The 18,666-nt window shown below is 56.5% G+C and carries 17 protein-coding genes and 1 pseudogene; 7 read left to right on the plus strand and 11 right to left on the minus strand.

Going from position 1 to position 18,666, the window contains the following annotated elements; translation table 11 throughout:
- Positions 1–174 precede the first annotated feature (174 nt).
- Positions 175–1,395, minus strand: coding sequence for an MFS transporter (locus M2406_RS16380; protein ID WP_115183122.1), 1,221 nt, complete (start codon positions 1,393–1,395; stop codon positions 175–177).
- A gap of 181 nt (positions 1,396–1,576) precedes the next feature.
- Here M2406_RS16380 and ushA point away from each other — a divergent pair, with 181 nt between their 5' ends.
- Entirely contained in the window at positions 1,577–3,232 is a 1,656-nt protein-coding gene (gene ushA / locus M2406_RS16385; RefSeq protein ID WP_153857790.1) for a bifunctional UDP-sugar hydrolase/5'-nucleotidase UshA, read from the plus strand.
- A 38-nt stretch (positions 3,233–3,270) separates the two neighbouring features.
- Here ushA and ybaK read toward each other — a convergent pair whose 3' ends face one another.
- From ybaK to M2406_RS16400, 3 genes and pseudogenes are all read right to left on the minus strand, one after another.
- Positions 3,271–3,750: a Cys-tRNA(Pro)/Cys-tRNA(Cys) deacylase YbaK gene (gene ybaK / locus M2406_RS16390; RefSeq protein ID WP_012005587.1), complete on the minus strand. Its 480-nt coding sequence runs from the start codon at positions 3,748–3,750 to the stop codon at positions 3,271–3,273.
- Positions 3,751–3,975: 225 nt separating this feature from the next.
- Positions 3,976–4,779 (minus strand): TraB/GumN family protein, encoded by an 804-nt coding sequence (locus tag M2406_RS16395; RefSeq protein WP_012005588.1) that lies wholly within the window; start codon positions 4,777–4,779, stop codon positions 3,976–3,978.
- Between the two features lie 182 nt (positions 4,780–4,961).
- Positions 4,962–5,159: pseudogene (locus M2406_RS16400) on the minus strand (cation transporter); the annotation flags it as partial.
- A 105-nt stretch (positions 5,160–5,264) separates the two neighbouring features.
- Here M2406_RS16400 and cueR point away from each other — a divergent pair.
- Positions 5,265–5,666, plus strand: a complete 402-nt coding sequence (cueR, locus tag M2406_RS16405) for a Cu(I)-responsive transcriptional regulator (protein WP_012005590.1) — start codon at positions 5,265–5,267, stop codon at positions 5,664–5,666.
- On the opposite strand, the gene M2406_RS16410 is transcribed toward cueR, so the two are convergent.
- Both M2406_RS16410 and M2406_RS16415 read right to left on the minus strand, forming a co-directional pair.
- Positions 5,663–6,124, minus strand: a complete 462-nt coding sequence (locus M2406_RS16410) for an NfeD family protein (RefSeq protein ID WP_012005591.1) — start codon at positions 6,122–6,124, stop codon at positions 5,663–5,665. The genes cueR and M2406_RS16410 overlap by 4 nt on opposite strands.
- A 2-nt stretch (positions 6,125–6,126) precedes the next feature.
- Positions 6,127–7,032, minus strand: coding sequence for an SPFH domain-containing protein (locus M2406_RS16415; protein ID WP_017891872.1), 906 nt, complete (start codon positions 7,030–7,032; stop codon positions 6,127–6,129).
- Positions 7,033–7,396: 364 nt separating this feature from the next.
- On the opposite strand from M2406_RS16415, the gene cfa reads away from it, so the two are divergent.
- Complete coding sequence (gene cfa / locus M2406_RS16420; RefSeq protein WP_012005593.1) at positions 7,397–8,548, plus strand: cyclopropane fatty acyl phospholipid synthase; 1,152 nt, start codon at positions 7,397–7,399, stop codon at positions 8,546–8,548.
- Between the two features lie 35 nt (positions 8,549–8,583).
- Here cfa and M2406_RS16425 read toward each other — a convergent pair whose 3' ends face one another.
- The 3 genes from M2406_RS16425 to tesA form a co-directional block, all read right to left on the minus strand.
- Positions 8,584–9,438 carry a co-chaperone YbbN gene (locus M2406_RS16425; RefSeq protein ID WP_041418485.1) on the minus strand — a complete coding sequence of 285 codons (855 nt, stop codon included), beginning with the start codon at positions 9,436–9,438 and terminating at the stop codon, positions 8,584–8,586.
- Between the two features lie 80 nt (positions 9,439–9,518).
- Positions 9,519–10,295 carry an SDR family oxidoreductase gene (locus M2406_RS16430; RefSeq protein ID WP_012005595.1) on the minus strand — a complete coding sequence of 259 codons (777 nt, stop codon included), beginning with the start codon at positions 10,293–10,295 and terminating at the stop codon, positions 9,519–9,521.
- A gap of 25 nt (positions 10,296–10,320) precedes the next feature.
- The gene (gene tesA, locus M2406_RS16435) at positions 10,321–10,959 is read right to left on the minus strand and encodes a multifunctional acyl-CoA thioesterase I/protease I/lysophospholipase L1 (RefSeq protein WP_165366728.1); all 639 of its coding nucleotides are present in this window, start codon (positions 10,957–10,959) and stop codon (positions 10,321–10,323) included.
- Here tesA and ybbA point away from each other — a divergent pair.
- From ybbA to galE, 4 genes are all read left to right on the plus strand, one after another.
- Positions 10,930–11,616, plus strand: coding sequence for a putative ABC transporter ATP-binding protein YbbA (ybbA, locus tag M2406_RS16440; protein ID WP_012005597.1), 687 nt, complete (start codon positions 10,930–10,932; stop codon positions 11,614–11,616). The two genes, tesA and ybbA, sit on opposite strands and share 30 nt — an antisense overlap.
- Positions 11,613–14,045 (plus strand): putative ABC transporter permease subunit YbbP, encoded by a 2,433-nt coding sequence (ybbP, locus tag M2406_RS16445; RefSeq protein ID WP_259190674.1) that lies wholly within the window; start codon positions 11,613–11,615, stop codon positions 14,043–14,045. The genes ybbA and ybbP overlap by 4 nt, the downstream gene beginning before the upstream one ends.
- A 396-nt stretch (positions 14,046–14,441) precedes the next feature.
- Positions 14,442–15,848, plus strand: coding sequence for a sugar porter family MFS transporter (locus M2406_RS16450; RefSeq protein WP_012005599.1), 1,407 nt, complete (start codon positions 14,442–14,444; stop codon positions 15,846–15,848).
- Between the two features lie 71 nt (positions 15,849–15,919).
- Positions 15,920–16,936, plus strand: a complete 1,017-nt coding sequence (gene galE, locus M2406_RS16455) for a UDP-glucose 4-epimerase GalE (protein ID WP_017891878.1) — start codon at positions 15,920–15,922, stop codon at positions 16,934–16,936.
- A 127-nt stretch (positions 16,937–17,063) separates the two neighbouring features.
- On the opposite strand, the gene purK is transcribed toward galE, so the two are convergent.
- Both purK and purE read right to left on the minus strand, forming a co-directional pair.
- Complete coding sequence (gene purK / locus M2406_RS16460) at positions 17,064–18,131, minus strand: 5-(carboxyamino)imidazole ribonucleotide synthase (protein ID WP_259190675.1); 1,068 nt, start codon at positions 18,129–18,131, stop codon at positions 17,064–17,066.
- The gene (gene purE / locus M2406_RS16465) at positions 18,128–18,652 is read right to left on the minus strand and encodes a 5-(carboxyamino)imidazole ribonucleotide mutase (RefSeq protein ID WP_017891880.1); all 525 of its coding nucleotides are present in this window, start codon (positions 18,650–18,652) and stop codon (positions 18,128–18,130) included. The genes purK and purE overlap by 4 nt, the downstream gene beginning before the upstream one ends.
- Positions 18,653–18,666 lie beyond the last annotated feature (14 nt).

The following is an 18,666-nucleotide window of genomic DNA, read 5'->3' on the forward strand; positions in this document are numbered from 1 at the left end:
TATTGCATTTGTTCGCGACGTGCTTAGCTAAATATAGCTATTTTGCGAAAAAGCAGAGGATTCCGCTTTTGGTGTGCCAATGAGGAGATTTAACACTTAATAAGCCAAATAATATGGATTTATGTGGGGGATGACCCGGTTTGGCGATGAATTCAAACCGGGCCTGTAGCAGGGTTATTGTGAGTTATGCTCCATATTGGGCAGCAATGCGGTAATAATGCCGATCAGTGGCAGGAAAGCACAGATTTGGTAGACCAGCTCGATACTGGTCAAATCTGCGACATAACCAAGAACTGCCGCACCTAATCCGCCCATGCCAAAAGCAAAACCGAAGAATAAACCGGAAACCATGCCCACTTTGCCTGGGATCAGTTCCTGAGCGTAAACCAGAATGGCAGAAAACGCCGAAGCGAGTATTACCCCTATAAACACCGTTAAAATGCCGGTCCAGTACAGAGATGCATAGGGTAAAACAAGCGTAAATGGTGCTGCACCAAGGATTGAGCCCCAAATAACACGTTTTCGACCTATCTTGTCGCCCAAAGGCCCGCCGATAATGGTGCCTGCGGCCACGGCGAACAGGAAGGCGAACAGATGGAATTGGGCATTTTGCACTGAAACACCGAACTTGTGCATCAGATAAAAGGTGTAATAACTGCTAATGCTGGCCAGATAGAAGTATTTGGAGAAAATCAGCACCAGCAGGATGCCAATAGCATAGGTAACCGTACGTTTCGGCAGCGGTTTCACCAAAGAGGCCGTTTTAGGCTGGCCTTTTGTTGCCCGATGCTGTTGTTGATACCATTTACTGACCTGCAATAGCACCACAATCGCCAGCAGCGCAGCCAGGGAGAACCAGGCGACGTTACCCTTGCCGTAAGGCGCGATAATCAGCGCCGCCAGCAGTGGCCCGAGGGAGCTGCCAAAGTTACCGCCCACCTGGAACAGTGACTGTGCCAGGCCATGTCGGCCACCGGAAGCCATCCGCGCCACTCGGGAGGATTCCGGATGGAATACCGAAGAGCCGGTACCGACCAATGCCGCCGCCAACAGCACCAGCGGGAAGGTGTTGGCCACGGACAGTAGCAGCAGCCCGCACAGGGTAAAACCCATGCCGATGGGCAGCGAATATGGCTGCGGATGTTTATCCGTGTAGTAACCAATCAGCGGCTGCAATAAGGACGCCGTGAGCTGGTAGGTCAGAGTAATCATGCCGATCTGCACGAAGCTGAGGCTGAAGTCAGCCTGCAGGATTGGGTAAATCGCCAGGATCAGCGATTGAATCATGTCGTTGAGCAGGTGAGAGACGCTGATGGCACCGAGAATCGAGAAAGCAGTCCCTTTAACCGCACTGCCCTTGGCCTGTGGCAGGGCGGTTTCGCTACGGTCGGTCATTTTATTATTAGCCTGGTAAGTTTTAGAGGACAGAGCAGATATCTTAGGCAAGTTGTTCAATATTTACCATATCCGACATAATTTGACGCACATCGCAAAAATTTGAAATTAGTTGCCATTGTTTCGCGCTACAATTTCGGCCATCTCAAAAAAGCAGTTAAATATCATATGGAGTTCCGCCATGCGCTTTTCGTTAAAGACCACCGCATGCGCTTTGGCCGTGTCCCTGACTTTCCTGTCGGGAGCCGCCAGCGCCTGGGAAAAGGATAAGACCTACGACATCACCATTTTGCATACCAACGATCACCACGGCCATTTCTGGCAGAACGACCACGGTGAATATGGTCTGGGCGCACAAAAAACGCTGGTGGACAGCATTCGCCAGGAGGTCGCGGCCAAGGGCGGTAGCCTGTTGCTGCTGTCGGGCGGTGATATTAATACCGGCGTACCGGAATCCGATCTGCAGGATGCCGAGCCGGACTTCCGCGGCATGAATCTGGTGGGCTATGACGCGATGGCGATCGGCAACCATGAATTCGACAATCCGCTCAGCGTGTTGCGCCAGCAGGAGAAGTGGGCCACTTTCCCGCTGCTGTCGGCCAACATCTATCAGAAAAGCACCCAGCAGCGCCTGTTCAAACCCTATGCCTTGTTCGATAAGCAGGGCATCAAGATCGCGGTGATCGGCCTGACTACCGATGACACCTCCAAGATTGGCAACCCGGAATATTTCACCGACATTGAGTTCCACGTACCGGCGCAGGAAGCCAAACAGGTGGTGGAGCAACTGCGCAAGGAAGAGAAACCGGACGTGATCATCGCCGCGACCCACATGGGCCATTACGATGACGGCAACCACGGCTCCAATGCGCCCGGTGATGTAGAAATGGCGCGCAGCCTGCCTGCCGGTTATCTGGATATGATCGTCGGTGGCCACTCGCAGGATCCGGTTTGTATGGCCGGTGAAAACCACAAGCAGGTGGATTATGTGCCGGGCACCCCGTGCTCGCCGGATCGTCAGAACGGCACCTGGATCGTGCAGGCGCACGAGTGGGGCAAGTACGTGGGCCGTGCCGATTTCCAGTTCCGTAACGGTGAACTGAAGCTGGTGCATTATCAGCTGATCCCGGTCAATCTCAAGAAGAAGGTAGAGAAAGCCGACGGCACCAGCGAGCGCGTCTATTACACCCAGCAGATCGCGGAAGATGCGTCGATGATGAAACTGCTGACGCCGTTCCAGGAAAAGGGCAAGGCGCAGCTGGAGGTGAAAATTGGCAGCGTCAACGGCAAGCTGGAAGGCGATCGCAGTAAGGTGCGCTTTGTTCAGACCAACCTGTCGCGCGTGCTGCTGGCAGCGCAGATGGAACGTGCCGAGGCCGACTTTGCCGTAATGAGCGGGGGCGGGGTACGTGACTCGATTGAAGCCGGTGACATTACCTATAAAAACGTGTTGAAGGTACAGCCGTTTGGTAACACGTTGGTCTACGTCGAAATGAAAGGCAGCGAGGTGGAGAAATACCTGGCGGTGGTGGCTAATATGAAAGTGGATTCCGGCGCCTACGCGCAGTTTGCCAACGTCAGCCTGACGGCGGACGGCAAGCAGGGCGTCAGCAATGTCAAAATCAAAGGCGAGCCGCTGCAGGCGGATAAAACTTACCGTATGGCCACGCTGAACTTCAATGCGCTGGGCGGTGACGGTTATCCGAAGCTGGATACTTTGCCAAGCTACGTCAACACCGGCTTTATCGATGCCGAAGTACTGAAACAGTACATTGAGAAGCATTCACCGCTGGATGCGGCGGCCTATGAGCCGAAGGGCGAGATTGTGTATCAGTAAGTCGTCAGCGGGGGAGGCGTAAGTCTCCCCCTATCGATTCAGTCGCGCTTGGCGATATCGGCGAAGCTGCCGGCCAGCAGCCGACAAAGATCCTCTGCCGCCAGCTCAATGTCCAACCCGCGTTTGCCGCCGGAGACGTAAATGGTGGCGAACTGCTGTGCCGGGCTGTCAATCACCGTAGGCAGGCGCTTTTTTTGCCCCAGCGGGCTGATGCCGCCCACCAGATAACCGGTGACGCGCTGCGCCAGTACGGGATCGGCCATTTCGGCCTTTTTCGCCCCCAGTGCGCGGGCAACCTTCTTCAAATCCAATTGCCCAGCAACCGGCGTGACGGCCACCGCCAGATGTTTGGCATCGCCGTTCAGCGCCACCAGCAGCGTTTTATAGACGCGGTCGGCATCCAGTCCGAGCTTTTTCACCGCTTCATCACCGAAATTGGTTTCGGCACTGTCGTGATGATAGGAATGAAGAGTAAAGGCGACTTTTTGTTTCTCAAGCAGGATCACTGCGGGTGTCATTTGTTTTCCTATTTCTCCCGCTGCTCAAGGTTGCAACGGGATGCAACAAAATTACAAAAATATAACGGTAACAGCAACCTGAGCAACGGCAGCGTAATGCGGGTTGCCAAGATGTTCACTCGGTTGCTACCCTGTCTATTGTAACCGTTAACAGGGTTACAATGCGTATAACTACAATACAAGAAATTCCTCTTTGACTGGCCAGTAGCGATATTGGCCACTTTTTTACTGCCCCTGCAGCATTGCCGGCAGATTATCCTCGCCGTACAGATGCAGCGCACCCACCGCTACCACATAGTTGCCGGCCGGTAACGCCTCCAGTTTTTGTCGCCAATCGCGATTGCGCTGATGCATCAGCACGTCGTAAAGATCGGCACTGAAAGTGGCTGGCAGGGTTTCCAACATACCGCTGGGTTTCGCGTCCAGCCACCAGCTCACCATGGTTTGCAGCAGCCGTGCGTTGGTATGCCAGTGTTCCAGCGTATCACGCAGCAGGGCCATGCCCCCTTCCGGTAACTGCTCCAGCATCGCCATTTGCTGCTGCGCGCCTTCCAGCTCGATCACCTTTTTATGCTGTGCTCTGGCCGCTTGCAGCAGTTGATAATCCACCCCGTATTCAGCGCGCAACCCCAAACGCTGAGCCTGGCGGGCCTGCATCATTAGCGCCACCTGCCAGCCGGGCAGGGTTGAAAAGGTTGCTGCATCGGTGCCCAGTTCCTGACACAGCGTCAGTAACTGCTGAAATTCGGGTTCAGAGAGACGTTGATCAAGTTCTGCTTGCTGTTCTATATGGTCAAACGGCGAGGCGGAGCCGGTAATATCGGCTTCAACAATCAAGGCATCTGCCTGCTTGAGGCGTGCGGCCAGTTTGGCCGGCAGCGGAGACATATCTACCGTACCCATATGAATGCTGCCGACCAGATGGAACTGACGATCGCCAGGCAGTCGAATATCCAGCGCCGGATAGGCGTAGGTCATGGGAGAGATCAGACCGAGAAAGGCGGCGATGCGGCGTAACAGTTGACCCATACAGCGTGGCTCCTGAATAACTTGTTCGCCTTTCAGCTTGAAAGGTGAGGGGCGTAACATTTACCCCATGCTAAACGCTATCAGGCAGACAAGAAAGTCTGAAGAGTGAAGGAATTATCCCAAAGAAAAAAGGGCGCATTGATGTGCGCCCCGTGGTCTTGGCTCGGCCTATGGGGAGGTTAGGCAAGGGTGGCTTGATAACCGGCCTGTTCCACCGCGTTAATCAGCATTTGTGGCGCGACATCGCCGGTCACTTTGGCGCTATCAAGGGCGACTTCCACGGCGGTAACGCCAGGCACGGCTTCTAAAGCTTTACGTGTGCTACCAACACAATGCATGCAGGTCAGCCCCTGCAATGCCAGTACGGTAATTTGTGACATGGTTCGATTCCTCTCAAGAACGGTGTTTAAAGGTTGACCGCTTTGCCTGTTTTCACTAAGAATGAAGGATAAACCTTCCAGCAAGGGGAAGGTCAAGGAGTGAAAATGAATATTAGCGACGTAGCGAAAAAAACCGGTTTAACCAGCAAGGCCATTCGCTTTTATGAAGAGAAAGGGCTGGTGACTGCGCCGATCCGTACCGACAACGGCTATCGCAGCTACAGCCCGAAGCACATCGAAGAACTGACGCTGCTGCGCCAGGCACGGCAGGTGGGATTTAATCTGGATGAATGTCGCGAGCTGGTGGCGCTGTTTAACGATCCGGCCCGCCACAGCGCCGATGTGAAAGCGCGCACGCTGCAAAAAGTGGCGGATATTGAAAAGCACATCGCCGAACTCGGTGAGATGCGCCAGCGTTTGGTGGCGCTGGCAGATCAATGCCCGGGTGATGACGGAGCCGAGTGCCCAATCATTAACAACCTGGCGGGCTGTTGCCATAAGCATTAACGGGCAATGGCGCGGATCACCAAAGTTATGCCTTCGACGGCAATGACTTCTACTTCGGTGCCCACCGCCAGGTCTTCACTGGCCTGCGCGCGCCAGCTGCTGTCGCCGATGTTAATACGACCCATACCGTTGTGCATGGGTTCGGTCAGCGTAGCGCGGGTGCCAATCAACTGACGATTGCGTTGGTTAAGCACCTGCGAACCGCTGGAAGCCGCTGCCGGGCGTTGGCGTAGCCAGTACCACCACAGGTAGGCCACCACCACGGTCAGTACGGCAAAAATCACCCCCTGCCACTCCCAGGCCAGCTGCGGCAGCAGCCAGACGATGGCGCCGACCACCACCGCCGATACGCCACTCCATAACAGGTAACCGCTGGCACCGAGCATTTCCGCCGCCAACAGCAACCCGCCAAGGGAAAGCCAAAACCAGTGCGGGTTTGCTGCAATTTGTTCGAGCATGATTACTTGCCTTTGTTGTCTTTCAACAGTTCGGCAATGCCACCAATGGAACCGAGCAGGCTGCTGGCGTCCAGCGGCATCATGATGACTTTACTGTTGTTGGCAGAGCCGATTTTTTGCAGCGCATCGGTGTATTTTTGTGCCACAAAGTAGTTCACTGCCTGGATATTACCGCTGGCGATAGCGTCGGAAACCAGTTGAGTGGCTCGCGCTTCCGCTTCAGCGGCACGTTCACGGGCTTCGGCCTGCAGGAACGCCGACTGACGTTCACCTTCCGCCTTGAGGATTTGCGACTGTTTGTCGCCTTCGGCACGCAGGATGGCGGCCTGACGCACACCTTCGGCCTCCAGAATATCCGCACGCTTGGTTCGCTCGGCCTTCATCTGGGCGTTCATTGCCGAGATTAACTCTGCCGGTGGACGTACGTCACGGATCTCGATACGGGTGATTTTAATGCCCCACGGATTGGTGGCTTCGTCGACGATATGCAGCAGGCGGCTGTTGATGCTGTCACGCTGCGAGAGAATTTCGTCCAGCTCCATGGAGCCGAGCACGGTACGGAAGTTGGTCATGGTCAGGTTGACGATCGCCAGTTCCAGATTGCTGACTTCATAAGCGGCACGTGCCGGATCGACGACCTGGATAAAACACACCGCATCGATGGCCACGTTGGCGTTGTCGCGCGAGATAATTTCCTGTGAAGGAATATCCAGCACCTGCTCCATCATATTAATTTTTCTGCCGATGCGGTCCATAAAGGGCACCACCAGGTTTAAACCGGGCATCAGCGTTTTGGTGTAGCGGCCGAAGCGTTCCACCGTCCATTGGAACCCCTGCGGAACAATTTTGACGCCGGCGAATACGATGATCAGTGCGACGACAATCACGATGGGAATAAGGGTAAACATGGCAAACCTCCTGTCAGACATATGTAAACAGATATTACGCCAGCTAGAGTGCAAAGACTAATATACCCGTCATCTTTCAAGTTGCAGCGTTGTTATCTGCACTAGCTCACCCCAGTTACTTACTTGAGTAAGCGCCTGGGGATGAGCGAGTTGGCCGCCTAGCTGCAACTTGAAAGCTATAGGGTATAATCAGAGGCGTTGTGCCATTAACATTCCAAATTGGCATGTTTCCAATAATTTTAATTCATTTCATGACGTTGTCCGTCTTGGCTAGAGTAAAAAGCATTGCCGCTTTTCACTTCGAATATTTGTCATTTTTATTTGCGACTATGCTTTTTGAAATGACATTTCTCCAAGGATTGTTATGGACTCAATCAGTGTTGATGAACTTGCCCCAAAAAAAGATCGTTGGTATCGCATTGTGGAGGAATTACTGTCCGCTGCCGGTATTGCCATCAATGGCAACCGTGCCTGCGATATCAAGGTACACAACCCGGCGTTGTTTAAACGTATTTTGCAGGAGGGGTCGCTCGGGTTCGGTGAAAGCTACATGGACGGCTGGTGGGACTGCGAGCGGTTGGACGCATTATTTACCCGCGTCCTGCAGGCCGGCGTTGATGAACGCTTGCCAAAAAATCTGAGCGACATTGCGCGCATCGCCTATACCCGGCTGTTCAACCTTCAGTCACGCAAACGCGCCTGGCAGGTGGGTAAAGAACATTACGATATCGGCAACGATCTGTTCCGTGCGATGCTCGATCCCTATATGCAATATTCCTGCGGTTACTGGAAAGAGGCCGATACGCTGGAGCAGGCGCAGTTGGCCAAGCTGAAAATGATCTGCGAGAAACTGCAGTTGAAACCGGGCATGTCGTTGCTGGATATCGGCTGTGGCTGGGGTGGGCTGGCGCAGTATGCAGCGGAAAACTACGGCGTAACAGTGCATGGTGTGACCATTTCGGCCGAGCAGCAAAAACTGGCGCAGGAGCGCTGCGCCGGCCTTGAGGTCGAAATTGTGCTGCAGGATTACCGTGACTTGAACCGCCAGTTTGATCGTATTGTTTCAGTCGGCATGTTTGAACACGTGGGGCCGAAAAACTACGACACTTACTTCCGTGTTGCCGCGCGTAATCTTAAGCCCGACGGTTTGTTCCTGCTGCACACCATTGGCGCCAACCAAACCAATCTTCACGTCGATGCCTGGATAAACAAGTACATCTTCCCCAATGGCTGTCTGCCTTCGGTGCGCCATATTGCCCAAGCCAGCGAAGGGCGCTTTGTGATGGAGGATTGGCACAATATCGGCGCCGATTACGATCGCACGCTGATGGCCTGGTATGAGAATTTCAAACAGGCGTGGCCGATGCTGTCCGAGGGCTATTCTGAACGTTTCGAACGGATGTTCACCTATTACCTGAACGCCTGCGCCGGAGCATTCCGCTCGCGTGATATTCAACTGTGGCAGGTGTTGTTCAGCCCGAAAGGCGTTGAAGGTGGGGCACGGGTTTACCGTTGAGAAGGGAGGGGCGCAGCGGACTACGCCCCGAACTATCAGTACAACAGCGAATACAGCTGACGGCGGTATTTGGCGGCCAGCGCATCGCCGGTGCCCAGTGCGGCCAGAATATCCATCAATGTTTTACGCGCGCTGCCGTTGGCGGCGGCGAGATCTTTCTTCAGATGCCCGATCAACAGCTCCAGCGCTTCTTCATTGCGCCCAACCTGATGCAGTTGCAGCGCCAGCTGCACGGCTAAATCGACGTTCTCCGGCTGTTGATCCACCTGCTGTTGCAACAGCTGAATTTCCGGCGTATCAGCGGCCTGTTTCAGCAGTTCAATCTGCGCCAGCAGGCCCTGATAACGGGTATCTTTATCCTGCAACGGAATGGTTGCCAGCACGGCTTCGGCCTCTTCAGTGCGGTTCAGCGCGATCTGGGTTTCCGCCAGCGTCAAACCGATATCACTGCGTTGCTGGCTCGCTTGCCAGGCGTCTTTCAACAGCGGCAGCGCTTCTGCCGCATTGCCTTCTGCCAGTAACTCGGTCGCCTGCGCCAGTTTCAGGTCTTCTTCCTTCGGCAGGAAACGCTGCAGGAATTCACGGATCATCTCTTCCGGCTGCGGGCCCTGGAAACCGTCGACCGGCTGGCCGTCTTTGAACAGATATACCGTCGGCAGCGAGCGCAGGCCGAATTGAGCGGCGATGGCCTGCTCGGCGTCACAATCCACTTTTGCCAGCAGGAACTGGCCGGCATATTCCGCCGCCAGCTTATCGAGTATCGGGGTGAGTTGCAGACAGTGTTGGCTGCGATCCGACCAGAAGTAGAACACCACCGGCATGGACATTGACTGTTCCAGCGTCTGGTGCAGGTTTGTTTCGTTAATATCAACAACAGCTTGAGCTAGCATGTAATTTTCTCTCTGATCTTGCGGAGCCATTGGCTTTTAGATGGGGGCGGGACGGCATTCTTCAACCCCAGGCAGCCAAATTAACCGTTGCTGCGTAACACCCAGTCCAGACAGCGGCCGGGCAGGATGCGGCGTAATACGCTGAGCGCGTGCGCCAGCAGGGTCACCGGATACCGCAGCTTGGCCCTTGGGCTTTCCAGCGCGTGGCGCAGTTTGGGCAAAATGGCTTCCGGCGGTAGCGTGAGGCGCTTGGCAATGCCGGGGTTGTGCACCGGTTTATCGCTCTGCGCCTGATTAACGTTCTGGGTAAAGTGGGTGGTGAGCGGACCGGGTTCTATCAGGCTGACCTGAATGCCCGTGCCGTGCAGCTCCATCCGCAGCGCGTCGGACCAGGCTTCCAGCGCAAACTTGCTGGCGGCGTAGGCACCACGCCCGGCGCTGGACACCAGCCCCATCACCGAACTGGTCTGAATAATACGCCCCTCGCCGTGCGGCAGCATCGCCGGCAACAGCAGCTGGGTTAATTGATGGGTGCCGAACAGATTGGTGGCGAATTGGCGTTCCAATTGCTGCCGCGAAATGCTGCTCAGCGGGCCGTAAACGCCAAAACCGCCGTTGTTGAACAGGCCATACAGGCGGCCGCCGGTCAGTTCGATCACCTGTGCGGCGGCGCGTTCGACGCTGTCACTGTCGTCCAGATCCAGCTCAATGCCTTCCAGCCCAAGCTGACGCATATTTTCAACGTCCTGCGGCTTGCGACAGGCGGCCAGCACCCGGTAGCCACGGTTACGCAGATCCTGCGCGGCAATCAATCCAATCCCGCTGGAACAGCCGGTTATCAATACTGCTTTTTGCATAACTTTACCTAGTGTACAACCCTATTTAGTTAGACTCATGTTTTACTAGAGGTTCCAGGCGTTCCGCCATCCAGGTGGCGATAAACGGTTGGGCATCCTTATTGGGATGCAACCCGTCATCCTGCATCCATTCCGCTTTCACCACCACCTGTTCCATATAGAACGGCAGCAGTGGAATGTCGAATTGTTTGGCAAGCTGCGGGTAAATCGCACTGAAGGCCTCGGTATAGCGGCGGCCATAGTTGGGCGGAATACGGATTTGCATCAGCAGCGGCTGCGCGCCGGCTTGTTGTACCAGCGTGATGATTTGGCTGAGGTCGCGTTGCAGATCCTGCGCCGGGAAACCGCGCAGACCGTCGTTGGCACCCAGTTCAATCAGTACCCAGCGTGGCTGATGTTGTTTCAGCAGCTCGGGCAGACGTGCCAGCCCCTGAGCGGCGGTATCGCCACTGATGCTGGCGTTGACCAGTTGCGGGTCATCCGGTTTTTTCTGCCATTGGTCGGCCAGCAGCGTCGGCCAGGCTTGCGCTACCGGCAAGCGGTAACCGGCGCTTAAACTGTCGCCTAATATCAATAAGGTATCGGCGGCGACAGCGCGTAAACTGAATAATCCCAACAGCAAAAGGAAGGGAAGATGCCAGCGGAAAACGTTCTTGAAGTTCATCATCTTAGTAAACACGTTGGTCAGGGTGAGCATCAGCTCTCCATCCTTACCGGAGTCGAGCTGGTTGTCAAACCCGCACAGACAATTGCCCTGATTGGCGAGTCCGGCTCGGGCAAGTCAACGCTGCTGGGGATCCTCGCCGGGTTGGACGACGGTAGCGAAGGGGAGGTGCATTTGTTGGGCGAGTCACTGACCGCGCTGGATGAAGAGGGTCGCGCCGCGCTTCGCGCCAAAAATGTCGGCTTTGTGTTTCAATCCTTTATGTTGGTACCGACGCTCAATGCGCTGGAAAACGTCCAGTTACCGGCGTTGCTGCGTGGGGAAAGCGATCGCCAGAGCCGCGAACAGGCGGTGCAGCTGCTGGAACAGCTTGGGCTGGGCAAGCGCCTTGACCACTTGCCGGCGCAGCTTTCCGGCGGTGAGCAGCAGCGCGTAGCATTGGCGCGGGCGTTCAGTGGCCGACCACGGGTGCTGTTTGCCGATGAACCCACCGGCAACCTCGATCGCCAGACCGGTGAACGCATCGCCGATCTACTGTTTTCCCTCAACCGCGATTTCGCCACTACGTTAATCCTGGTCACCCATGACGAAACCCTGGCGGCTCGCTGCCAGCGTCGGCTGCGCCTGCGTGAAGGCCAGCTGTGGGAGGAAGCATGATCTGGCGCTGGTTTTGGCGTGAGTGGCGTTCACCGTCACTGCTGATCGTCTGGCTGGCGCTGACGCTGTCGATGGCCTGCGTATTGGCATTGGGCAGTATCAGCGATCGTATGGACAAAGGTCTGAGCCAGCAGAGCCGCGATTTTATTGCCGGCGATCGGGTACTGCGCAGCGCCCGGCCGGTGCCGGAAGGCTGGCTGCTGGACGCGCAACAACAGGGGCTGAAAGTCAGTCGACAGTTGTCGTTCACCACCATGACCTATGCCGGCGATCGGCCCCAGTTGGCAGACGTGAAGGCCACCGATCTTGCCTATCCGCTGTACGGCAAGCTGGAGACCCGCCCGGCCAACGTCAAACTGACGCCGGGGAGCGTGCTGGTGGCGCCACGTTTGTTGGCGTTGTTGAACGTGAAGGTCGGTGACAGGCTGGACGTGGGCGATACCAGCCTGCGCATTGCCGGTGAAATTATTCAGGAGCCGGATTCCGGCTTTAACCCTTTCCAGACGGCACCGCGCATCATGATCAATCTGGCGGACGTGGACAAAACCGGGGCGGTGCAGCCGGGCAGCCGTCTGACCTACCGTTATATGTTTGCCGGGGCTGCGGAGGATATCCAGCGTTATGAAGATCGCCTGACGCCACAGCTTGGTCCCGATCAGCGCTGGTTTGGCTTGCAGGAGTCCGGTAGTGCATTGGGTAAATCGTTGCAGCGTTCGCAGCAGTTCCTGTTGCTGTCGGCGCTGCTGACCTTGCTGCTGTCGATTGCCGCCGTCGCGGTGGCGATGAGCCATTATTGCCGTAGCCGTTATGACTTGATCGCGGTGTTGAAAACTCTGGGGGCCGGCCGCAGCGCATTGCGTAAGTTGATTGTCGGCCAGTGGCTGGCGGTAATTCTGCTGGCCGCCGTCGGAGGGGGCATTATCGGGCTGGGGTTTGAAGCGCTGTTGATCCGCCTGCTGGCACCGGTGCTGCCGGCGGAACTGCCAGCCGCCGGGGCCTGGCCGTGGCTGTGGGCGGTCGGCGCATTGCTGATGATTTCTCTGTTGGTGGGGCTGCGGCCGTATCGGCAGTTACTGGCGACCCAGCCGCTGCGGGTGCTGCGCCGCGATGTGGTGGCCAACGTCTGGCCGCTGCGTTATTTCCTGCCGCTAACGGCGGTGATTGTGGTGGCGCTGTTGACGGCATTGATGGGGGCCAGCACGCTACTGTGGTCGATCCTCGCCGGTATTCTGGTGCTGGCGCTGCTGTTGGGCGCTATCGGCTGGGGCAGCCTGTTATTGCTTCGGCGAATTACGCTGAAGAATCTGGCACTGCGACTGGCGGTTAACCGTCTGTTGCATCAACCCTGGGTCACGGTCAGCCAACTGGCGGCTTTCTCGCTGTCGTTTATGTTGCTGGCGTTACTGCTGGTGCTGCGTGGCGATCTGCTTGAGCGTTGGCAGCAGCAACTGCCACCGGACAGCCCGAATTACTTCCTGCTGAACATGACTGAGGCGCAGGTACCACAGGTGAAAACCTTCCTGCAACAGCATCAAGTTAAACCGGAAACCTACTATCCCATTGTCCGCGTGCGCCTGACCGAGATTAACCAGCAGGTGGCGACCGAACGGGTGCATGAGGACGATCCGGGCGGCGAGGCGGTGAATCGTGAGCTGAACCTGACCTGGCTGGCAGAGCTGCCGGCGCACAATCCATTGCTGGCAGGCAGTTGGCCGCCGAAAGCCGGCGAGGTGTCGATGGATCAGGGCATTGCCGGACGACTCAAGATCAAACTGGGCGATACGCTGACCTTCAGCGGCGATACCCAGTCGTTCAGCGCCAGGGTCACCAGCCTGCGCCAGGTGGATTGGGAAAGCCTGAAACCGAACTTCTACTTCATCTTCCCGCCGGGTGCGCTGGATGGCCAGCCGCAAACCTGGCTCACCAGTTTCCGTTACGACGGGGACGGGCAGATGCTGACCCAGCTTAATCGCCAGTTCCCGACGCTCAGCCTGCTGGACATCGGTTCGATCCTCAAACAGGTGGGCGGTGTGCTGCAGCAGGTGAGCCGCGCGCTGGAAGTGATGGTGGTGCTGGTGGTGCTCTGCGGCGGTTTGTTGCTGATGGCGCAGGTGCAGGTGGGTATGCGTCAGCGGCGTCAGGAACTGGTGGTGTACCGTACGCTCGGCGCCGGCAAGCGCCTGTTGCGCAGCACGTTGTGGTGTGAGTTTGCCCTGTTGGGGCTGGTGGCGGGCATTGCCGCCGCGGTGGGGGCAGAAGCGGCACTGTGGTTGCTGCAAAGCCAGGTATTTGACTTCCCATGGGCGCCAACACCGGTGCTGTGGTGGGCACTGCCGCTACTCAGTGCGTTGTTGCTGTCGCTGTGCGGTGGTTGGCTGGGCGTGCGCTTGCTGCGCGGGCAGGCGCTGTTCCGCAGTTACGACGGTTAACTCACATATCAAGCTGGCCCAGGTTACCGGGCCAGCCGAACAACGATCGCTATTTCCCTCTTATCTGACCTTCGCTTCCCCCCAATCACCAGTCTTTTATCCACGGCGTTCGGACGTTTGTGGTGTGATATCGGTTACATTTAATTGAGGGTTATTAAAATGGACGCCCTGCGATATGGTAATAATATGTTGCGGTTGTCTTCATTTTAAAGCAGTGAATGAGATTATTATCTTTCTTAATCAAGGGTTTTTTACTGTTTTGTGGTGATCTGGCTTTTATGCTGATTAAGATAAAGTCGTGTAATCGTTTCCACTAATGTGATCGCACTCACTTACCTCTGACGGATTGCCTCCTATCATAACGGCAACTTAAGAACGTTATCGATTGGAGGCAGTATGAGTACTACCGTCAAAGTGTCGGCGGCTGAGAAAAGCCAAAGCAATGCAGGCATGACTTTCTTCGTCTGTTTTTTGGCCGCACTGGCCGGGCTGCTGTTTGGTCTGGATATCGGCGTTATTGCGGGGGCTCTGCCGTTTATCACCGATTCGTTTCATATGACCAGTTCCCAGCAGGAGTGGGTGGTCAGCTCTATGATGTTTGGCGCTGCGGTCGGTGCCGTGGGCAGTGGTTGGATGAACTTTCGCATCGGGCGTAAATACAGCCTGATGATTGGCGCCGTGCTGTTCGTGCTGGGATCCTTATGCTCAGCGGCTGCGCCTAACGTTGAAGTCTTGTTGGTGTCGCGCATTCTGCTCGGGCTGGCGGTGGGTGTCGCATCCTATACGGCGCCCATTTACCTGTCTGAAATCGCGCCGGAAAAAATTCGCGGCAGCATGATTTCCATGTACCAGCTGATGATTACCATCGGCATCCTGGCGGCTTATTTGTCGGATACCGCGTTCAGTTACACCGGCGCCTGGCGCTGGATGCTGGGGGTGATCACCATTCCTGCCGTGCTGCTGCTGGTTGGGGTGTTCTTCCTGCCGGATAGCCCACGCTGGCTGGCTTCGCGTAACCGCCATGAGCAGGCGCGTCAGGTGTTGGAGAAACTGCGTGACAGCAGCGCCCAGGCACAGCATGAACTGAATGAAATTCGTGAGAGCCTCAAGCTGAAACAGAGCGGCTGGTCGCTGTTTAAAGACAATAAAAACTTCCGCCGTGCCGTTTTTCTCGGCGTATTGCTGCAGGTGATGCAACAGTTCACCGGTATGAACGTCATCATGTATTACGCGCCGAAGATTTTTGGCCTGGCGGGTTTTGCCAGTACCGCACAGCAGATGTGGGGTACGGTGATCGTTGGCCTGGTTAACGTGCTGGCCACCTTTATCGCCATTGGGCTGGTTGACCGCTGGGGCCGTAAACCGACGCTGACGCTGGGCTTTATCGTCATGGCGGTGGGCATGGGTGCCCTGGGGACAATGATGCATGTGGGGATGAGTTCGCCTGCCGAGCAATACTTCGCTGTTATCATGTTGCTGATGTTTATTGTCGGTTTTGCCATGAGCGCCGGCCCACTGATTTGGGTGCTGTGTTCTGAGATCCAACCGCTGAAAGGCCGTGACTTTGGTATCACCTGTTCCACTGCCACCAACTGGATCGCCAACATGATCGTCGGGGCGACCTTCTTGACCATGCTCAATTCGCTGGGCAGCGCCTATACCTTCTGGGTCTACGCGGCGCTCAACCTGGTGTTTATCTTCATCACGCTGGCGTTGATCCCGGAAACCAAAAATATCTCTCTGGAACATATCGAACGCAATCTGATGGCCGGTAAACCGTTACGTAACATTGGTTCACGCTGAGCGGTAAGCCAGGCACGCGAGGCCCGCTGATACGGCGGGTTTTCGCTCCTGACACTGATTAAGGGGAAATTATGTCTATTCTGGTGACCGGCGGCGCCGGCTACATTGGTTCACATACGGTGTTGGCTTTGCTGGAACGTGGTGAAGATGTGGTGGTGCTGGATAATTTGATCAACGCGTCCGAAGAGTCTTTGCGCCGCGTGGAGCAACTGACGGGCAGGGCCGCGACGTTTTATCGGGGAGATGTACAGGATGCCGGTTGCCTGAAGCGTATCTTTGAGGAAAACAACGTTACCTCGGTGATCCACTTTGCCGGCCTGAAGGCGGTGGGGGAGTCCACCCAAAAACCGCTGGAGTATTATCAGAATAACGTGGCCGGTACCTTGGTGTTGCTGGAGGCGATGCGCGAGGCGGGAGTCCATCAGTTTATCTTCAGCTCTTCCGCCACGGTGTACGGCGAACATGCGCCGGTACCTTACCGGGAAGATATGCCGATTGGCGGCACAACCAGCCCTTACGGCACCTCCAAATGGATGGTGGAGCAGGTCCTGCAGGACTTTGCCAGGGCTGAACCGGCATTTTCGATTATCGCGCTGCGCTACTTCAACCCGGTAGGCGCGCATGAGTCGGGCCTGATTGGCGAAGACCCGAGTGGCATCCCCAATAATCTGCTGCCTTATATCGCGCAGGTGGCCATCGGTCAGCGGGAAACTCTGAGCGTGTTTGGCGGCGATTATCCAACCAAAGACGGCACGGGCGTGCGCGACTACATTCACGTGATGGATGTGGCGCAGGGTCATCTGGCGGCGATGGATCATTTAGCGCAGATTGCCGGGTTTAAAGCCTATAACCTGGGTTCCGGGGTCGGTTACTCGGTGCTGGAAATGGTGCGGGCGTTTGAAAAAGCCTCGGGCGTGACCATTCCTTATCAGATTTTACCGCGCCGTGCGGGCGACCTGCCTGCCTTCTGGGCCGATGCCGGGTTGGCAAAACAGGAGCTGGGCTGGCAAGTGCAGCGCGGGCTTGACGTGATGATGCGTGATACCTGGAACTGGCAAAGCAAAAATCCGCAGGGCTATCGCCGTTAACAAACCTGCATAAAGGCTAAACCGGTAGGGGGCGAACATGTTCGCCCCGACTTAACCCGTTGATTATATGATAGGGCGCGGCATGCAGCGCCCCTACCATGAAACAACTTTTGGCAAGGGGAAACGTTTAAGCCAGCTTTTGCTGCGCCCAGGCCAGACCGCTTTGGTATTCGCTCGGCAGCAGCGGTGCCAGTGCCTGCAAGGTCTGCAGCAGCGCAGCGGCGTCAGGATCGTTCAGGTTCAGGTGCCCGACCTTGCGACCTTCACGCACCTCTTTCTCATACCAGTGCAGATGCACCAGCGGTAACGCCAGCCACTGCTGATTCACTGCGGTGCCAATCAGGTTAACCATTACCGACGGTGTGCTCACTACCGGTTTTGGCAGCGGCAGGGCGAGAATAGCGCGCAGATGCAGTTCGAACTGGCTGATAGACGCGCCGTTCTGCGTCCAGTGGCCACTGTTGTGTACCCGGGGAGCCAGCTCGTTAATCAACAATTGATCGCCAACGATAAAGCACTCCATCGCCATCACACCGACGTAGTTCAGCTCATCAAGGATGGCCGTCAGCATTTGTTCCGCCTGCTGTTGCAGGGCAGAGTTGGGCTGCGGCAGCGCCACGCTGGTGCGCAGAATGCCTTCTTCATGCAGGTTATGGGTCAGCGGATAGAACACCGACTGGCCGTCATGCCCGCGTGCGCCAACCAGTGACACCTCACCGGAGAAGTTAATCCCTTGCTCGACGATACATTCGCCATAGGCATCGGCCGGCAATTCGGCTTCTTGCCCTGGGCGTAAACGCCACTGGCCGCGGCCGTCGTAACCGCCAACGCGACGTTTGACGATCGCCAGTTCACCCAGAGTAGCGAACACCTGTGGCCATTCGGCGGCGTCAGCCAGCAGTTGCCACGGCGCGGTGGCCAGACCAAGTTGGTCGAGCAACTGCTTTTGCGTCAGGCGATCTGCCAGACGCGGAAAAATATCACGGTTGACGAAGCTGTTATGGGTTGCCAGTTCGCGCGTCAGCGCGGTTTCCGGCCAGCGTTCGATTTCGGCGGTGATCACGCTGTTCTGGTAGGGCACGGCTTCCGGTTCGGCGTCGAGGCCTACCGGGTACACGGCGATGCCCAGCGGTTCACCGGCCTGGCGTAGCATGCGCCCTAACTGGCCGTTGCCCAGTACGCAAACCGGCTTCATGCTTCCTCCCGCGGATCCGGGTGGTTCAGCACCTCGTCAGTTTGTGCCTGCCGCCAGTCGGCGAGGCGTTGTGCCAGCGCGGCGTCGTGCAGCGCCAGAATTTGTGCCGCCAGCAGGGCAGCATTGGCGGCACCGGCTTTGCCGATGGCCAGCGTACCCACTGGAATACCGCGCGGCATTTGCACGATCGAATACAGGCTGTCTACACCGCTCAGTGCGGCGCTTTGCACCGGAACACCCAGCACCGGAACCAGCGTTTTCGCCGCCAGCATGCCCGGCAGGTGCGCAGCACCGCCTGCACCGGCAATGATCACGTCAAAGCCATTATCAGTTGCCTGCTCGGCAAAGCTGAACAGCTTGTCTGGCGTGCGATGAGCGGAAACGACTTCGACATGGAACGGGACATCGAGCGAGGTCAGGACTTCGGCGGCAAACTGCATGGTGGCCCAGTCACTTTTCGATCCCATTACAATTGCGATTTTAACCCCAGCGTGGGTGGCTGAAGCGGCGTTGGCTCCCATGGGTGTAAGGCTCC

It is taken from the genome of Serratia sp. BIGb0163 (genome assembly GCF_024809935.1).
In the GTDB taxonomy this organism is placed as follows: Bacteria; Pseudomonadota; Gammaproteobacteria; order Enterobacterales; family Enterobacteriaceae; genus Serratia; species Serratia quinivorans.